At 64.0% G+C, this 17,158-nt stretch carries 14 protein-coding genes; 13 read left to right on the top strand and 1 reads right to left on the bottom strand.

Features of this window, described 5'->3' with window-relative positions; translation table 11 throughout:
* Window positions 1-1,689 (bottom strand): peptidoglycan recognition protein family protein (locus HMPREF2993_RS12885; RefSeq protein WP_070702736.1); only part of this gene is annotated, 1,689 nt, incomplete at its 3' end.
* Between the two features lie 170 nt (window positions 1,690-1,859).
* Between HMPREF2993_RS12885 and glf the strand changes: the two genes are divergently transcribed.
* The 13 genes from glf to HMPREF2993_RS12820 all read left to right on the top strand — a co-directional run.
* On the top strand, window positions 1,860-3,056 hold the full coding sequence (glf, locus tag HMPREF2993_RS12880; protein ID WP_070702734.1) for a UDP-galactopyranose mutase: 1,197 nt from the start codon (window positions 1,860-1,862) through the stop codon (window positions 3,054-3,056).
* Window positions 3,057-3,136: 80 nt separating this feature from the next.
* Entirely contained in the window at window positions 3,137-3,349 is a 213-nt protein-coding gene (locus HMPREF2993_RS12875; protein WP_070702732.1) for a hypothetical protein, read from the top strand.
* A 75-nt stretch (window positions 3,350-3,424) separates the two neighbouring features.
* Window positions 3,425-4,033: a three-helix bundle dimerization domain-containing protein gene (locus tag HMPREF2993_RS12870; RefSeq protein WP_070702730.1), complete on the top strand. Its 609-nt coding sequence runs from the start codon at window positions 3,425-3,427 to the stop codon at window positions 4,031-4,033.
* 94 nt (window positions 4,034-4,127) lie between these two features.
* Window positions 4,128-6,080, top strand: coding sequence for a glycosyltransferase (locus tag HMPREF2993_RS12865; RefSeq protein WP_070702728.1), 1,953 nt, complete (start codon window positions 4,128-4,130; stop codon window positions 6,078-6,080).
* Window positions 6,070-6,597 carry a phosphatase PAP2 family protein gene (locus HMPREF2993_RS12860; RefSeq protein ID WP_070702726.1) on the top strand — a complete coding sequence of 176 codons (528 nt, stop codon included), beginning with the start codon at window positions 6,070-6,072 and terminating at the stop codon, window positions 6,595-6,597. The genes HMPREF2993_RS12865 and HMPREF2993_RS12860 overlap by 11 nt, the downstream gene beginning before the upstream one ends.
* A complete protein-coding gene (locus HMPREF2993_RS12855; protein WP_049156922.1) occupies window positions 6,594-7,601 on the top strand; it encodes a decaprenyl-phosphate phosphoribosyltransferase in 1,008 nt (335 codons plus the stop codon). The genes HMPREF2993_RS12860 and HMPREF2993_RS12855 overlap by 4 nt, the downstream gene beginning before the upstream one ends.
* Window positions 7,602-7,612: 11 nt before the next feature.
* Window positions 7,613-9,358 carry an arabinofuranosyltransferase AftB family protein gene (locus HMPREF2993_RS12850; protein WP_070702724.1) on the top strand — a complete coding sequence of 582 codons (1,746 nt, stop codon included), beginning with the start codon at window positions 7,613-7,615 and terminating at the stop codon, window positions 9,356-9,358.
* Window positions 9,359-9,502: 144 nt separating this feature from the next.
* Entirely contained in the window at window positions 9,503-10,534 is a 1,032-nt protein-coding gene (locus tag HMPREF2993_RS12845) for an alpha/beta hydrolase (RefSeq protein ID WP_175973789.1), read from the top strand.
* A gap of 295 nt (window positions 10,535-10,829) precedes the next feature.
* Window positions 10,830-12,743, top strand: coding sequence for an alpha/beta hydrolase-fold protein (locus HMPREF2993_RS12840; protein WP_371325917.1), 1,914 nt, complete (start codon window positions 10,830-10,832; stop codon window positions 12,741-12,743).
* Window positions 12,744-12,751: 8 nt separating this feature from the next.
* Window positions 12,752-13,270 (top strand): hypothetical protein, encoded by a 519-nt coding sequence (locus HMPREF2993_RS12835; RefSeq protein ID WP_070702720.1) that lies wholly within the window; start codon window positions 12,752-12,754, stop codon window positions 13,268-13,270.
* A 66-nt stretch (window positions 13,271-13,336) separates the two neighbouring features.
* Window positions 13,337-14,269, top strand: a complete 933-nt coding sequence (locus HMPREF2993_RS12830; protein WP_049156975.1) for a cutinase family protein — start codon at window positions 13,337-13,339, stop codon at window positions 14,267-14,269.
* 125 nt (window positions 14,270-14,394) lie between these two features.
* Window positions 14,395-16,254, top strand: coding sequence for a FadD32-like long-chain-fatty-acid--AMP ligase (locus tag HMPREF2993_RS12825; RefSeq protein ID WP_070702718.1), 1,860 nt, complete (start codon window positions 14,395-14,397; stop codon window positions 16,252-16,254).
* Window positions 16,255-16,467: 213 nt separating this feature from the next.
* The coding region (locus HMPREF2993_RS12820; protein ID WP_141758318.1) for a beta-ketoacyl synthase N-terminal-like domain-containing protein at window positions 16,468-17,158 on the top strand (691 nt) is incomplete at its 3' end.

Below are 17,158 nucleotides of genomic sequence, written 5' to 3'. Positions count from 1 at the left end.
CGGACCACCAACAGCCAGACCCAGCGCTGGGCCGAAGGCATTAAGGACTGTCGTCCACGTTTGCTTCAGGCCCTCGTTCTTGCTCAGGGACAACACTTTGGTCACGATGCCCGGGATCTGCTCCACCGGCAGGCCATTGACCGTCTTATCCGTGTCAATCTGCTGGTCCGAGCGGGCATACATGATGGCGAAGAGCGTGCCAGCCAGGCCGACTAGTGCGGTGATGGTGCTCATCGGGATTTCGGTATCGCCCAGCGAGGACGTTGCCTCCTGTGCAGGTGCGGCCGGTGCGGGAGCGGACGGCGCATTGTTTTTCGGCGCAGAGCCAGAGGGGTCTGGTGTAGAGGTATTTCCGCTGCCCCAGTCCGTGGACGTCGAACCAGACGCGCCCGACTTGATGGCGAGGTACTTCTTGTGCGCCGCCTGGCGGATCTTCGGCCATTGGGCGATGGTGTAGCGCCCTGGGCAGGCAGTGAAGTGAACGTCGCTGTGCCCGAAGAGGCCGTAGACCGGGGCAGAGGCACCAGCCGGGTAGCGCGAGCCGCGGAAGCCCTCCGAGGGCAGGGAGACGCGGGAAGTCGGATCAACACCGGAAATCGCGCCCTTCCAGCCAGCCAGGTCGGTGACGGACTCCAGCAAGGCCTCCGTCGGCTGGGCCGTCTCGTAGTTACCAATCATGGAAATGCCCCACGTATTCCGGTTGAAGCCACCGATGTGGGCGCCCTGCACGGCTTCATCGAGTCCGCCGTAGCGGCCCTCGTAGATGGTGCCGTACTTATCCACCAGCGCGTTGTATCCGATATCGCACCATCCCAGGTTCTGCGCATGGTACTTGTACGCGGCGCGCACCTGCGCGGCCGCCTGCGCGCGGGTGTAGTTATTGGAGCCCGCGGTGTGGTGCAGCGCAATGGCCTCCACACCATCGTCATAGGTGGGACTCGAGCAGCGGATGCTCTCATCCGCGCCCCAACCTGCGCGCGAGACCACGCGCGGCATACCGTCGGTCTCAGCGGTCGGCTCAATGGCCTCGCCCTCCTGGGCGTTGCCGTCCATGAAGACAGCCTCGAGGCCTTCCACGTCGCTATTGGCCGGTAGAGGCTCGGTCTCGGCGACGGGGGCGATGTCGCCGACGTTGAAGGAGGCGTCGTCAAGCGCGGCGTCCTCAACGGGGGTCTCGGTGAACTCTTCGTCCAGGTTCGAGCCAGTCACCAGATCCACGTTGTTGATGGAGACCTGCACGTCGTTGGTATCGCCCACGAAGATGAGCTCGGTGCCATTCGTAGCGTTGGGGTCATCGTTGTTGTAGGACATAGAGTCCATGTCGTACCACTCGGACCAAGACCCGTCTGGTTGCTTGGCGCGGGCGAAGGCTGCGACGTCGCGCGCACCCTTCCACGTGACGGCGAAGGAAGAGAAGGTCTCATCGCGGTGGAATTGCTTGACGGCGCGCGGGCCTTCACCCTCGCCCTGGGCGGCGATGGCCGGGTCATCCACCACGACCGTTTCGCCGGACCCGAAGGATTCGGAGGCCGAACTTACTTCGATGGGGCCGCTGCCCGCTTCCTGGGTGTGGATAAGGGTTTGGCCGCCCACGGCTGCGGCAGCGACCACAGCGATCGAGGTGACCGTGGCGATAACCGGCGTAGACCACGTCGATTTCGCGGGAACAAGACGACGTTTGAGGTGCACTATTACTCCCTAGGATGGTGTGCGCCACGAGGTTAAGAGGAGCGCAAAAAGTTAACTAACGGGACAAATGTTACGCCAGGTGTTGGAGTGAAAGAAGGTGTGACACGCGAGTTTTCTCGCTTGGGTGTCACCCGCCGTTCTGTGCGCGTTACTGCTTTAAGCTGATGCCCATGACTGCATATGACCTCATCGTTGTTGGATCTGGATTCTTTGGCCTCACCGTGGCCGAGCGCGCAGCCTCCCAGCTGGGCAAGAAGGTGCTCATCGTCGAGCGCCGCGAGCACCTGGGCGGTAACGCCTACTCGGAGGCTGAGCCGGAGACCGGCATCGAGGTCCACAAGTACGGCGCGCACCTCTTCCATACCTCGAATAAGCGCGTGTGGGAGTACTGCAACCAGTTCACCGATTTCACCGACTACCAGCACCGCGTCTTTGCTATGCATGACGGCACGGCCTACCAGTTCCCGATGGGCCTGGGTCTGATTAACCAGTTCTTCGGCCGCTACTACTCCCCGGACGAGGCACGCCAGCTCATCAAGGAGCAGGCCGGCGAGTTCGCCGTGGATGAGGCCAAGAACCTGGAGGAGAAGGCCATCGCGCTCATTGGCCGCCCGCTCTACGAGGCCTTCATCCGCGATTACACCGCCAAGCAGTGGCAGACCGACCCGAAGGAGCTGCCGGCCGGCAACATCACGCGCCTTCCGGTGCGCTACACCTTCAACAACCGCTACTTCAACGACACCTACGAAGGTCTGCCCGTCGACGGCTACGCGGCCTGGCTGGAGAAGATGGCGGAGCACGAGCTTATCGACGTCCAACTCAACACCGACTGGTTCGACGTGCGCGAGGAGGTGCGGGGGGCGTCGCCAAGCGCGCCGGTGGTCTACACCGGCCCGCTGGACCGCTACTTCGATTTCGCCGAGGGTGAGTTGGGCTGGCGCACGCTGGACTTCGACCTGGAGGTGCTGGAGACCGGTGACTTCCAGGGCACCCCGGTGATGAACTACAACGATGCGGACGTGGACTACACCCGCATCCACGAGTTCCGCCACTTCCACCCGGAGCGCGCCGATAAGTACCCCAAGGACAAGACGGTGATTATGAAGGAGTACTCGCGCTTTGCTGAGAAGGGCGATGAGCCGTACTACCCGATTAACACCCCGGAGGACCGCTCCAAGCTGGAGGCCTACCGCAAGCTCGCCGCCGCTGAGGCCCGCGAGAACCAGGTTCTCTTCGGCGGCCGCCTGGGCACCTACCAGTACCTGGACATGCATATGGCCATCGCGTCCGCGCTGAGCCTGTTCGATAACAAGCTGGCCCCGTTCTGGAACGAGGGCAAGGCCCTGGAGCAGGAGCGCGGCCACTAGGTTAGGACGCGTGCGGGTTGGTTCCCGCAGCGTAGCGTGGCGCGCTATGCTGAAACACCTCGATGGAAGGAGGTGACGGCATGGCCCAGCGCAAGAAGAAGCGTGCGGACCGCAGCATGTGGAAGATGTCCCCGGAGCGGCTCGAGGAACACCTCAAGCTGCGCAGTCGCGCAACGCGCATTCCCGATAAGAAGAAGGAGCAATCCAAGAAGGCCTGCCGGAACACCCGGCGGGCCTTTGGCCGTTTATGGGGGACGTTTTGCCAGCGTGCGGAACTAGAGCAAAGAAAATAAAACTTGTGGTCTGGCCAACAATGACCTAAGGTTAACAGTAGGTTAACAATAGGCGAACAGAAAGTGAGTTTAGAGATGACTTCCCCTAACGCCCGCCGTTTCGATACGTTGCGCCAGGATTTACACGCAGATTATGGCCACGAGTACACCGCGCAGGAGATTGACTCCTTCCTCGATGCCACCATTGAGCGTCACGAAGCTGGTGCGACCTTAGATGAATTTGTTCCCGTGATGGTGGAGCGTGAGGTGCGCGAGCACTTCGGCACCCACCGCATCCACGTGCGTTTCTCCGCAGGCGCCGACCACGCCCTGGCGCAGGCTGCCGTGGCGCTGACGAAGAAGTACGCCGGCGACGCCCTGCTTGTCGACGCCGCCGTAGCACACCCCGAAAACGACCCGGACTCCCACATGGCCCACGTGCTGCAGGAGCGCGGCATGGCGGAACACCCGGACCGCTACGTCGAGGACCTGCGTCTGGTCACGATCCCGGATTACATCGTGTACCTGGGCCGCGAGGTCCCGCGCGATGAGGCCGGCAAGGACGTCAAGATTTGGGACATTGCCACGGCAGAAACCGTAGAGGAGACCCGCGAGCTGGCCGATGACCTCGGCGCCCGCGTGCTCTACATGCTCAACCGCCTGGGCATCGAGCCCATCTCGGAGGATGCGGCCGTCACGGCTTAACCCTCAGCCGCGTGGGAACTCAGCGCAGCAGTACTTAACCACTAATCTGGGGTTCTGAATACTGTCGAAATCTGTGTGGAGAACCGAAGATATCGTGACTGCCAACAATTCTGCTGCGTACGAACCCGTACAGCGCATCCTGCTGCCCAAGCGTGGCGAGCCGGTCGACGTCCGCATGCTCTACCTCATCGAGTCCGAGCAAAACCGCGAGCGACTCAGCTGGAGCGGCCGCACCTCCGTGACCATCCCGGCCGGCGAGGAGGCCTCCTTCGAGACCTACTTCAACGCCTTCCCGGCCGCCTACTGGCGCCGTTGGTCCCAGCTGAAGTCCATCGTGCTGGCGATGGACGTCGAGGGCGAGGCCAACATTTCCCTCTACCGTTCCAAGCAGGACGGCCAGCGCATCGCCGTGGCCAACCACGTGGTAACCACCGGCCACCACGAGTTTGAGCTGCCCCTGAAGAACTTCGAGGACGGCGGCCTGCTGTGGTTCGATGCCTCTGCTGTTGAAGACACCGTGCTTAGCGACGCCGCCTGGTGCGCCCCGCACGCCCCGAACCCGCAGCTCCTGCCGGACGGCAGCGAGTACCCGGCGCAGGAGAAGCGCGTCGCCGTAGGCATTCCGACCTTCAACCGCCCCACCGACGCCGTCGCGGCGCTGCAGGCGCTGGCGGAGGATCCGGTGGTGGACGGCATCATCGACTACGTCCTCATGCCGGACCAGGGCAACCAGCACCCAGCGGACGAGCCGGGCTACGACGAGGCCGTGGCGCACTTCGGTGAGCGCTTCCGCGAGTTCCGCCAGGGCAACCTGGGCGGCTCGGGCGGCTACTCCCGCATCATGTTCGAGGCGCTGGAGAATACCGACTCGCCCTACATCCTCTACATGGATGATGACATCGCCATCGAGCCGGATTCCATCCTTCGTGCGGTCCAAGCAGCGCGTTACGCCGCCAAGCCCTTCATCGTCGGCGGCCAGATGCTCAACCTGCAGGAGCGCTCCCAGCTGCGCACGACTGGCGAGCGTGTGAACCGCGCTGACTTCATGTGGGGTGCGGCCGAGCACGCCGTCTATGACCACGACTTTGCCAAGTACCCGCTGCGCGCCATCGGTGACGCGCAGTCCCACCTTGACCCGAAGAAGTACGACTCCCGCGCGCTGCACCGCCGCGTCGACGGGGAATACAACGGCTGGTGGATGTGCCTCTTCCCGCGCGTCGTGGCGGAAAGCATCGGGCAGCCGCTGCCGCTGTTCATCAAGTGGGATGACACCGAATACTCCCTGCGCGCCGCCGCCCACGGCTTCCCCACGGTGACTTGGCCGGGCGCTGCCATCTGGCACATGGCGTGGGCGGATAAGGACGATGCCATCGACTGGCAGGCCTACTTCCACCTGCGCAACCGCCTCATCGTGGCGGCCCTCTACCACGAGGGCGATGCGCGCGGGATTACCAAGTCCATCTTCAAGTCCACCCTCAAGCACACCATGTGCATGGAGTACTCCACCATTGCCATCCAGCTGGAAGCCATGAAGGACTTCCTGGCCGGACCGGACCAGCTCTTCGACATCCTGGAGTCCTCGCTGCCGCGCATCGCCGCAATCCGCAAGGAGTTCCCGGACGCCGTCATCATCGATTCGGCGGATCAGCTGCCCGCGCCCACCGGCGCGCCGGGCGTGCCCACCCGCAATGTCGGTGGCCGCCTGGGCAAGATCAAGAAAATTCCGTGGCTTATCAAGTCCGCCAAGCACCTGGTCACCAAGGAAGACCCGGCACACCACGAAGCACCGCAGCTCAATCTCACCCCGGAGGAGGCCCGCTGGTTCACGCTCTCCCGCGTGGATTCCGCCACCGTCTCCACCGCGGGCGGCACTGGCGTGGCCTTCCGCAAGCGCGACCGCGAGCTGGCCCTCGAGCTGGTGAAGTCCACCCGCGAGCTGCTCAAGGAAATTGAGGATAACTTCGACGACCTGCGCGCCGAGTACCGCGCGGCTCTGCCGGAGCTGACCTCCCGCGAGTCCTGGCGAAAGGTCTTCGATGCCCAATAAGCTTTCTGTCGCCGAATCCCGTGTCCTCGAGAAGATCCAGGATGCGGCCTTCGATGCGCCCGGCGTTCTGCCCACCGCGCGGGGTTTAAGCCACTTCGGCGAGCACGCCCTGGGCTGGCTGGCGCTCTCCGGCTTAGGTGCCGCCGTGAATTACCAGAATCCGGCGCGCCGCCGCCAATGGGTAGCTGTCGGTGCGGGTGCTTTCACGGCGCACGCGGCCAGCGTTGTGATCAAGCGCATTGTGCGGCGCAAGCGCCCGGACTATGACTACGTCAAAGTCGGCGTGAAAACCCCTTCTAAGCTGTCCTTTCCTTCTTCGCACGCGACGTCGACAAGCGCGTTCCTCGTGGGCGCCGCTTACGTTCTGGGAACCCCGGCACCGCTCGTTGGTGTGCCGGTCATGATGGCCTCGCGTATGGTGCTCGGGGTACATTACCCATCCGATACGGCGATCGGCGCCCTGCTGGGAGCCGCCACCGCGGAAGCATGCCATCGCTATGAAAGGAAGACCGCATGAGCGAACGTCCTAACCGCGTCGACGACGGTGAGCAGAGAGTCTTCCACTCTGAGCCGCACACCTCCGGCATCGATACCGGCCGCAAGCGCAAGCCGCCGAAAAACCTCGCCGATGGCATGGTGAAGGCGTTGCGCCCCAAGCAGTGGGTCAAGAACGTCCTCGTTCTCGCCGCCCCTGCGGCCGCGGGCGCGGATTCGCTGTTCCACACGCGCGTGCTTCTCGACGTCCTCCTCGCCTTCATCGTCTTCTGCATGGGCGCATCCTCCATCTATCTCATCAACGATGCCCGCGACGTGGAGGCTGACCGCGCGCACCCGACGAAGCGCTTCCGCCCCATCGCGGCGGGCGTGCTTCCGGTGAGCTTGGCTTATGCCATGGCCGCGGTGCTCATCATCGGTTCGATTGGACTGTCCTTCTTGGCCACCGCGGGCCTGCAGCTCGCCATTGTCATGGCCATCTACATCGGCCTGCAGCTGGGCTATTGCTTCGGATGGAAGCACATGCCGGTGATTGATATTGCCCTGGTGTCCTCCGGATTCATGCTGCGCACCATGGCCGGTGGTGTGGCCGCGGGCATCGTGCTCTCCCAGTGGTTCCTGTTGGTGGCCGCTTTTGGTTCGCTGTTCATGGCCTCGGGCAAGCGCTACTCGGAGATCCTTCTGGCGGAGCGCACGGGCGCCAAGATCCGTAAGTCCTTGGAGGGCTATACGCCTACCTACCTGCGCTTCGTGTGGACTTTGGCCGCCACCGCCGTGGTCATGTCCTACTCGCTGTGGGGTTTCCAGCTTTCCAACGAGTCTGATGGCCCGGCCAGCGTGTGGTACCAGGTGTCCATGGTGCCGTTTACCATCGCCATCCTGCGCTATGCCGCCGACGTGGACCGCGGCAACGGCGGTGCCCCGGATGAGATTGCCCTGGAGGACCGCGTCCTGCAGATCCTGGCCCTGCTGTGGCTGGCCTGTATTGCCATGGCGGTGTACATCATGCCGGTCATGATGGGCTAGACTCTCTCCTCATGCGAAAATCCGAATCACGTACCGCGGCGGCGCTCAGCGCGCTGGCCTCGGTCATCGTGATCGGAGTTTTCTCGTTTTGGGGCGGCTTCGCGCGCCGCTGGATTTCCGATGACGGCCTCATCGTCCTGCGCACCGTGCGCAACCTGGAGGAGGGCAACGGCCCCGTTTTCAACGCGGGCGAGCGCGTGGAGGCCAATACCTCGACGCTGTGGCAGTACCTCATCCTGCTTGCCCGCTGGGTCACCAACGCCCCGCTGGAGTCCATCGCCGTCAACCTGGGATTGCTTCTGGCGGTCGCGGCCATGGCGCTGGGGGCGTGGGCCACAGCCCGGGCCTTCTTCCGCTCGGGCCAACTCGCCACACCGCTACTGGCGCCCGCGGGCGCGCTGGTCTACCTCGCGCTGCCCCCGGCCCGTGATTTCTTCACCTCCGGTTTGGAGTGGGGCCTGTCCATCTTCTACCTCGCCGCCCTGTGGGCGTTGCTCCAGCACTGGGCGCAGTCTCACGATAACGCCAGCGCCTACTGGCTGGCGCTGTGGGCGGGATTGTCCTGGCTCGTGCGCCCGGAATTCGCGCTCTACGGCGGACTGGCCGGCCTGCTCCTCTTGGCCGCACATCGCAATTGGAAAGCCTGGCTCGGCATTCTTGGCGCGGCTCTGCCCATCCCGGCGGGTTACCAATTCTTCCGCATGGGCTATTACGGCCTGTTGACGCCGCACACGGCGGTGGCCAAGTCGGCGTCGTCAAGCGCGTGGGGCAGCGGCCTGGACTATGTCGGTGACTTCGTTGGTCCGTATGCCCTGTACTTGCCCGTTCTCGTGCTGGCGGGTGCTGCGCTGTGGACCTTCCGCGCCCACCTGCGTCCGGCGGCCCTGCGAAGCTCCACGACCGTCACTTACCTGCTGGTCGGTGCGGCGGTGGTGCATGTGGTGTACGTGCTGCGCGTCGGCGGTGACTTCATGCACGGCCGCATGCTGCTGCTGCCGCTGTTTGCCGCCCTCCTCCCAGTCTTCGTGCTGCCGCTGAGAGGCCTGGTGTCTGTGCTCGCGGCGGCCTTCTGCGCGGTGTGGGCCGTGGTGGTCGTGCTGCGCGGGCACCCGACGGACTGGGAGGCCTACGAGCAGCCGCTGTCCATCGTGGATGAGCGCGACTTCTGGACCTACGCTACGAACCGCGAGGCGGGTTACCCGCCGCGTTCGGCACGGGACTACATGACGATGAAGTTCATGCGCGGATACGGGGAAGCCACCGAAAAGTTGGCGCACGGCGATGCGCTGGGTGTCATCTACGTAGAGGACAAGGAGAAGGACCAGCTCAATTGGCTCACCGTCCCGCGCGAGCCGGGCGCGGAGGAGCCGCCGACGGTCTACCTGGTCAACCTGGGAATGACCTCAATGAACGCGCCGCTCAACGTGCGGGTGCTCGACACCATTGGTCTGGCCACGCCGCTGGCCGCACGGATGCCCCGCGAGGAAGGCGGACGCGTGGGCCACGACAAGCACCTCGAACTGGAGTGGCAGGCGGCGCTGACCGGCGCGGACATTGAGTACCTCCCGCCGTGGTATGACAAGGACAAGACTCGGCAGGCGCGGGCGGCGCTGGCGACGCCAGAGGTGCAGGAGCTTGTTGCTTCCTACAGCGAGCCCCTGACGTGGGAGCGCTTCCGCGCGAATTTGGCCTTCTCTTTGACCACGGGGCGCACCCTCATGTTTTCTGCCGATCCGGCCGATTACCCTGCCCACTAGCTTGGGGCGGGCTGGCAAATACCCCCACGGGGAGGCAAAAATTGCCAGGGTGCGTTACGCTACAAAAGATTCTCGTTATTGATCCGTAACTATCGCTGGCGTGTTGGCGATGTAGTAATGGCAGTAAAAATGTTAAGGAGAAACATGAGTTCACTAAGCTCTGGCCTGCGGACTCGGGTCCTCTCAGTGGTGGCCGCTATCGCCGTGGCCTTGGGCCTGGTCGTGACCGCCGGCACCCAAGAAGCATCCGCAGCTCACCGTGACTGGCTGCGCGCGGACGCCACCGGCACCTGCGAGTGGGATCGCGTTGGCTTCTGGGTGCAGCGCTGCGATGTGTGGTCCCAGGCGATGGGCCGAAACATCCCGGTGCAGATCCAGCCTGCCAAGAACGGCGGCAACGCGGGCCTCTACCTGCTCGATGGTCTGCGCGCGACCGATTCCACCAACGCGTGGATCCATGACGTCAACGCCGCGCGCACCTACGTGGACCACAACATCACCCTGGTGATGCCGGTGGGCGGCGCTGGCTCCTTCTATGCGGACTGGAATGGTCCGGCTACCTATGACCTGGTCAAGCCGGTCAACTACCAGTGGGAGACCTTCCTGACGCAGGAGTTGCCGGCTTACCTTGAGGGCAACTTCGGCGTGGCCCGCAACAATAACTCCATTGCTGGCCTGTCCATGGGCGCTACCGCGGCGATCACCCTCGCCGGCAAGCACCCGGAGCAGTTCCGCCAGGCGCTGTCCTACTCTGGCTACCTCACCACGACGTTGCCGGGAGCTCAGACCTTTATGCGCCTGGCGCTTCTCGACGCCGGCGGCTTCAACATCAACGCCATGTACGGCTCCGTCATCAACCCGAAGCGCTTCAGCAATGACCCCTTCAACCTGATCCCGGATCTGGCTGCAAACGGAACGGATGTTTACGTGTCCGCCGCTTCCGGTGTTCCGGGGCCGCTGGATCAACAACGCTACTTGCCGCAGCACATCGCGTCGGGCATGGCGTTGGAAGCCTTCGCCAACGGCACCACCCGCCTGTGGGAGCTCAAGGCTCGGGCGATGGGTGTTCGCCTGCAGACGGATTACCCGGCCCAGGGCCTGCACAACTGGGAGCAGTTCGGTTACCAGCTGGAACGCTCCAAGCCGCAGGTGCTCAACGTTATGAACGCCTGGTAACTAGCTAGCCGCCGTGCCCTTGGGCGTGGCGGCTTTTTCATCCCGCCGCTGGGCGTGTCCCCCTACCGAAAGTCTCAAGTTAAACTTAAACTTGAGAACACACTAGACCGCTCACCACGCGTGCGGCGGCGAGTTCCGCAGGAGGGGAACCTGCGGAGCTCGCTCGCGGCACCGCGTGCCCTTATCTCGATATACCCCTTAAAAGGACTCTTCAATGCCGAACACTGCGTCATCTCAGCCTCGCCGGTCCGCTAAGGATTCCGGCCTGCGTTCCCCGTCCGCAGCCCGCAAGGGCCTGACCATCGCTGCGCTGCCCACCGCCGTGGCAGTGGGCTTTGCGTTGCTGCCTATCGCAAACGCGCAGTCCTCAAGCTCCTCGAGCGAGGGCATTACCGACCTGCTGGGAAGCTCTAACTTCTCCGATTCTTTCGCCCCGTCCAACCCACCGCAGCGTACTCCGGTGGAGACGGAGTACCCGAAGATCGAGGGCCTGCCGGAGGGCGTGTCCGTCTCTCGCGTGGAATATCTGACCAACCGCCACCTCAAGGTCTACATTAAGTCCGCTGCGATGCCGGACAAGGAGCAGGTCGTGCAGATTCAGCTCGCGCGCGATTGGTACTCCAGCCCGGACAAGACCTTCCCGGAGGTCTGGGCACTCGACGGCCTGCGCGCGCGTGACGATGAGTCCGGTTGGACCATCGAGACCAACATCCTGTCCCAGTACGCCGACCGCAACGTCAACCTCATCATGCCGGTGGGCGGCGAGTCCTCTTTCTACTCCGACTGGCAGAAGGAAGACAACGGCACCCACTACATGTGGGAGACCTTCCTGATGAAGGAGCTCATCCCGATCCTGGAGAAGGGCTACCGCTCCAACGGCAAGCGCGCCGTGACCGGTATCTCCATGGGTGGTACCGCCGCCATGAACCTGGCCGAGCGCAACCCCTGGGCCTTCAAGTATGTTGGCTCTTTCTCGGGTTACCTCGACACCACCACCACCGGTATGCCGGAGGCCATTACCGCCGCGCAGGCCGATGCCGGCGGATTCACCTCCACCAACATGTGGGGCGATCTCTACTCCCAGGATTGGATCGATCACGATCCGAAGCTGGGTATTGAAAACCTCAAGGACATGAAGGTCTACGTCTCCGCCGGCAACGGCAAGGACGACTACGGCCAAATCGGCTCCGTGGCGAAGGGCCAGGCCAACATGGCCGGCGTGGGCCTAGAAGCAATCTCGCGCATGTCCACCCAGACCTTCGTTGACTACGCCAAGCGCGTCGGCGTCGAGCCGGTCGTGAAGTTCCGCCCGACCGGCGTTCACAGCTGGGAATACTGGCAGTTCGAGATGACCGAGGCATGGCCCTACATCGCCGATTCTCTCGGCTTGGACAAGAGCGACCGTGGCGCGGACTGCACCCCGGTTGGGGCCATCGCTGAGGCCACCAAGTCCGGCATCATCGGCTCCTGCGTGAACAACGAGTATGACGTCGCCGAGCGCGGCAAGGCCCAGGACTTCCAGGCCGGTACTGCCTACTGGTCCCCGGAGACTGGTGCGCACGCCGTTATCGGCCGCATCGGCGCACGCTACTCCGAGCTCGGTGGCCCGACCTCCTGGTTGGGTTTCCCGAAGACCGGTGAGGAGAAGACCCCCGACGGTCGCGGACGCTACGTCCACTTCGAGCATGGCTCCATCTACTGGACCCCGGAGACCGGCGCCTGGCCTATCTCGAAGGACTTCTTCGACGCCTGGGGCAAGAACGGCTTCGAGGGCGGCGACCTCAAGTACCCGGTAGCCGAGCCGCGCAAGGTCGGCGACGGCGAGGTCCAGGAGTTCGAGGACGGCGTACTGACCCGCAATCCAGACGGTTCCTTCCACATCGTGCACGGTGCTATCGGCGCGAAGTACAAGGAGCTGAAGGCTGCTGACTCCGAGCTGGGCTTCCCGGTGGGTGAGGAGAAGGCCGTCAACGGCGGCTTCTTCCAGGAGTTCGAGCACGGCAACATCTACTGGTCCATGGACTCCGGCGCGCACTACATCCTCAAGGGAGAGATCTTCGATGAGTGGGGAAAGCACGGCTACGAGCAGGGCGAGTTCGGCTGGCCCACCGAGGATTATGCGACGATCCCGGCCGGCGGGCTGACCCAGACCTTCCAGCACGGTGTTATCCGCAAGGTCATGGGCCAGGTTCAGGCGGATAAGAAGTAGGGACGGCTATGCGATTTTTCTCCGCCCGTCCCGCTGCGACAGCCGGCGCGGCCGTGTTGCTGGCCGCCGGTGCGCTGTTGACCGGCTGCGGTTCCGCCACCGTCGAGGAAGGTGAGGCCACCGAAACATCGGTGGCGCCGCTGGAGCGCTCCTCGGGGGCGAGCGGTGAATCGTCGTCAAGCAAGGCGTCGTCCAGCTCAGCGTCGGCGTCGCCCTCCGAGCAGAGTGAGCGAGCGCAAGGCGACGAGCCGGAGGACCGCGGCGCGCGCGAGATCTCCGAAATTCCCGCGCCCGCGCCTGAACAAGGCCCGGACCAGGACTTCCTGGCCGCAGTGGCTGAGAAGGGCGTGAACGTCGACGGCGTAGAAGACCAGCTGGTGGGCGCAGCACAAGCCTCCTGCCAGGGCGATACCGTCACCGTGCCCGCGGTGGCTGGGCAGCTCATCGAGCAGGGTCGCAGCGAACTCGGCCACGAAGAACTCGTCCAGCTCATCACCGAGCAGGGCCGCGCGCTCTGCGCTCAGTAATGTGGCAGGGATTTTCCAGTCAATCCCGCACCTTCCCAAGGTAGAAATTTCTTCATGCGTAAAACCATGCGTAACACTCTGACCGTCCTTGCCGTGGTCGTCCTCCTCGCCCTGATTGGCGGGGGAGCGGTTCACTTCCTCAACACCCGTGAGGAAGGGGAACAAGGAAACCTTGCGGAGCCTGCCCCTTCCCAGGAGGAGGACAACACGGCCCCCGAGCAGCCGGACTGGTGCCCGCGCGTGGAATTCATCTCCGCGCCGGGAACGTGGGAATCCGCCGCGGACGATGATCCGATCAACCCGGGCGCGAACCCGAACTCCTTCATGCTCTCGATCACGAATCCCCTGAAGGAGGCCTACGTCCCCGAGGACGTTAAGGTGTGGACGCTGCCGTACACCGCGCAGTTTAAGAACATCAACGCGCAGCACGAGATGAGCTACGACGATTCCCGCAACGAAGGCACCTCGCGCCTCGAGGGCGAGCTGACCTACATGCACGAGACCTGCCCGGACACGAAGTTCATCCTGAGCGGATTTTCGCAGGGAGCGGTCATCGCGGGTGATGTGGCGGACCGCATCGGCGGCGGCAATGGACCCATCCCCGCGGAGAGCGTGGCGGGTGTGGCCCTCATTGCGGACGGCCGGCGCCAGGACGGCGTGGGCATTAACCCGGGCGCGCACGTCGGCGGCGTGGGCGCGGAGATTGCCCTGCAGCCGGTGTCGACCTTGATTCAGGGCATCGTCCCGGGCGCCACCATGCGCGGTGCGCGCGCCAATGGCTTTGGGGAGTTGGCGGACCGCACTTTCCAAATCTGTGCGCCGAATGACTCTATTTGTGATGCGCCCCTGGACGTGAGCAACGGGCTCGAACGAGCGCGTGACCTCATCGACGCCAACGGCGTTCATGCACTGTATGCCTACAATCCGGACGTTATCGAAGGGGTCACCACCAACCAGTGGGTCACGCAGTGGGCTAAGGACACCATCGACGCGCAGTAGCGCTTGACGACGTCCCGCCCGCGCGCCATGTAACGTTCGGCACACTCCTTCTGATATTTTCAATGTCAAAAGTACGTGAAGCAGGGGTGCGCGCCCCTCTCTACCCTACGAAGGAGCTTTCCCACATGGACCTGAAAGCCTTGATCGGCCAGTTCTTCGACGACAAGGGCAACATCGCCCTGCCGCCTCACCTCACGTTGGCGGGGCTCGCCGAACACGTCTATGCCGCGGAGCAGCAGGCGGGAATCCCGGATCGCCCGGTCATGCGCCAGTGGGTCTATACCGATAATCCGGAGGGCACCCCGCGCGATATCACCCGCTCCCAGGTCAATACCCGCATCAAGGCGGTAGCAGCGCGCCTGCAGCAGGTGGGCAAGATGGGGGATCGCGTGGCCATCCTGGCGGGCAACTCCCCCGAGTACATCTTCGGCTTCCTGGGCGCGATGTACGCCGGTATGACCCCGATCCCGCTCTATGATCCGAACGAGCCCGGCCACACCGATCACCTGCGGGCGGTCTTCGGCGATGCCAACCCGTCGATCGTGCTGACCAACAACACGTCCGCTGCCGCCAACCGCGCGTACTTCTCGGACCGCCCAGCAGCCGAGCGCCCGCGCATCATCTCCATCGACTCCCTGCCGGATTCGCTGGCACAGAGCTGGGTCAACCCGCTGGAGACGGAGGAAGGCAAGGCCGCGCTTGCCGCGCTACAGACCGCGCCGCTGGATCAGCCGGCCTTCCTGCAGTACACCTCCGGTTCCACCCGCACCCCGGCCGGCGTGCTGCTGACCAACCGCAACATCATGACCAACGTGCTGCAGATCTTCACCGCGGTACAGATTAAGCTGCCGGCCCGCGTGGTTTCTTGGCTGCCGATGCACCACGACATGGGCATCATCCTGGCGGTTTTCGTGACCATCCTGGGCGTCAACCTGGAGATCATGACGCCGCGTGACTTCGTCCAGCAACCTAAGCGCTGGATTGACCAGCTCAAGCGTCAGCCCATCGATGAGCAGCTGCAGGGAACCTACGCCGTGGTTCCCAACTTCGCCCTCGAGCTTGCCGCGCGCTACGGTGCTCCGGCGGCGGGGGAGACGCTGGACTTCAGCAACGTCGATGGCATCGTGATCGGCTCGGAGCCGGTCACGGAGTCCGCGGTGAATTCCTTCTGGGAGGTCTTTGGCAAGGAGGAGTACGGCCTGCGCCGTGAGACCCTGCGCCCCTCCTACGGCATGGCGGAGGCCTCGCTGATCGTCACCACCCCGCAGACTCTGGAGCGCCCGATCATTTCCCACTTCGACCGCGAGCGTCTGGCCGAGGGCGAAGCAGTCATCGTGGAGAAGTCCGCGGACTCCGTGGCCTACGCCTCCTGTGGTCAGAGCGTCGTGGCCCAGCACCTGACCATCGTGGACCCGGAGACCAAGGTCGAGCTGCCGGATGGCCGTGTGGGCGAGATCTGGCTGCATGGAGAGAACCGTGCCGCCGGCTACTTGGACCGCGCGGAAGAAACTGCCTCTACCTTCCACAACACGCTCGGCGAGCGTTTGGCGGAGGGCACCCGCGTGCCGAACGCGCCGGAGGACAACAACTGGCTGGCCACCGGTGACCTGGCGGCCATCGTGGATAACCAGGTGTACATCACCGGTCGTCTCAAGGACCTCATCGTGGTGGCTGGCCGCAACCACTACCCGCAGGACATTGAAGGCACCGTGCAGGAGGCCTCGGACCACGTGCGCGCGGACTCCATCGCGGCCTTCTCCGTGGAAGGCGGCAGCACCGAGGAGCTCGTGCTGCTCATCGAGCGCGCCGACGACGCCAACCCGGCCGATGACGCCGCTGCATCCGAGGTCATCCGCTCCGCGGTCTCCGCGAACCACGGCGTGACCCCGGCCGTCATCCAGTGGTTCAGCGCTAACGAAATCAAGCGCACCTCTTCGGGCAAGATTGCCCGCCGCGTGGCCAAGAAGAGCTACCTCGCCTCTTAAAGGCGCCGCACCCTCCAACCCCCGTTCCCCGCGTGAGCCGTGGGGGCGGGGGTTGCCGCTGCCTGTGGGTATGTCGGTTATGAAACCCAAGTTAACAAAGTGAGATAATCGTCCGATAACCCCTATAGACGCATCGATGTGCGCGCTTTTGTGCTGCGCAAAATCGACCGCATAGATAGAAAATTTTAGTCCGCGTAAGAAAGCTAGAGATTTATGACCGTTGAAGAGCTTCGTGGCTGGCTGCGCACCTGGGTTGCGCAGACCACCGGCCTGTCGGCAGAGGAAATCACGGACACCAAGCCACTGGAGAATTTCGGGCTGTCCTCGCGTGACGCAGTCGTCCTCTCCGGCGAATTAGAAAACCTCCTCGGTATTAAGCTCGAGCCCACCGTGGCCTACGAGTACCCCACCATCGCGCAGCTGGCCGAGCGCCTCGTCAACGGCGTCGCCGGCGCCCCGGCAGACAGCGCGCCGGGAGCGGCGGCACCACGCTCGGCTGCCATCGCGGGCGGGGACATCGCCGTCATCGGTTATGCCGGCCGCTTCCCGGGTGCCAAGAATGTCGACGAGTTCTGGAACATGCTCGTCGAGGGCCGCGCCGGCACCGGCCCGCTGCCCGTCGGCCGCTGGTCGGAGTACTCCTCTGACCCGATTACCAGCGAGAAGATGGAGCAGCAGAACACCGACGGCGGCTACATCGAGGACATCGCTTCCTTCGACGCCGAGTTCTTCGGCCTCTCCCCGCTGGAGGCGGCCAACATGGACCCGCAGCAGCGCATTCTCCTGGAGGTGGCGTGGGAGGCCCTCGAAGACGCCGGCCTGCCCGCCAACCAGCTGCGCGGCACCGCCACCGGTGTCTACATGGGCTCCACCAACAATGACTACGGCATGCTGATTACCGCCG

This window comes from Corynebacterium sp. HMSC068G04, assembly GCF_001814885.1.
Lineage (GTDB): Bacteria > Actinomycetota > Actinomycetes > Mycobacteriales > Mycobacteriaceae > Corynebacterium > Corynebacterium hiratae.
This window is presented reverse-complemented; position numbering and strand designations above follow the sequence as displayed.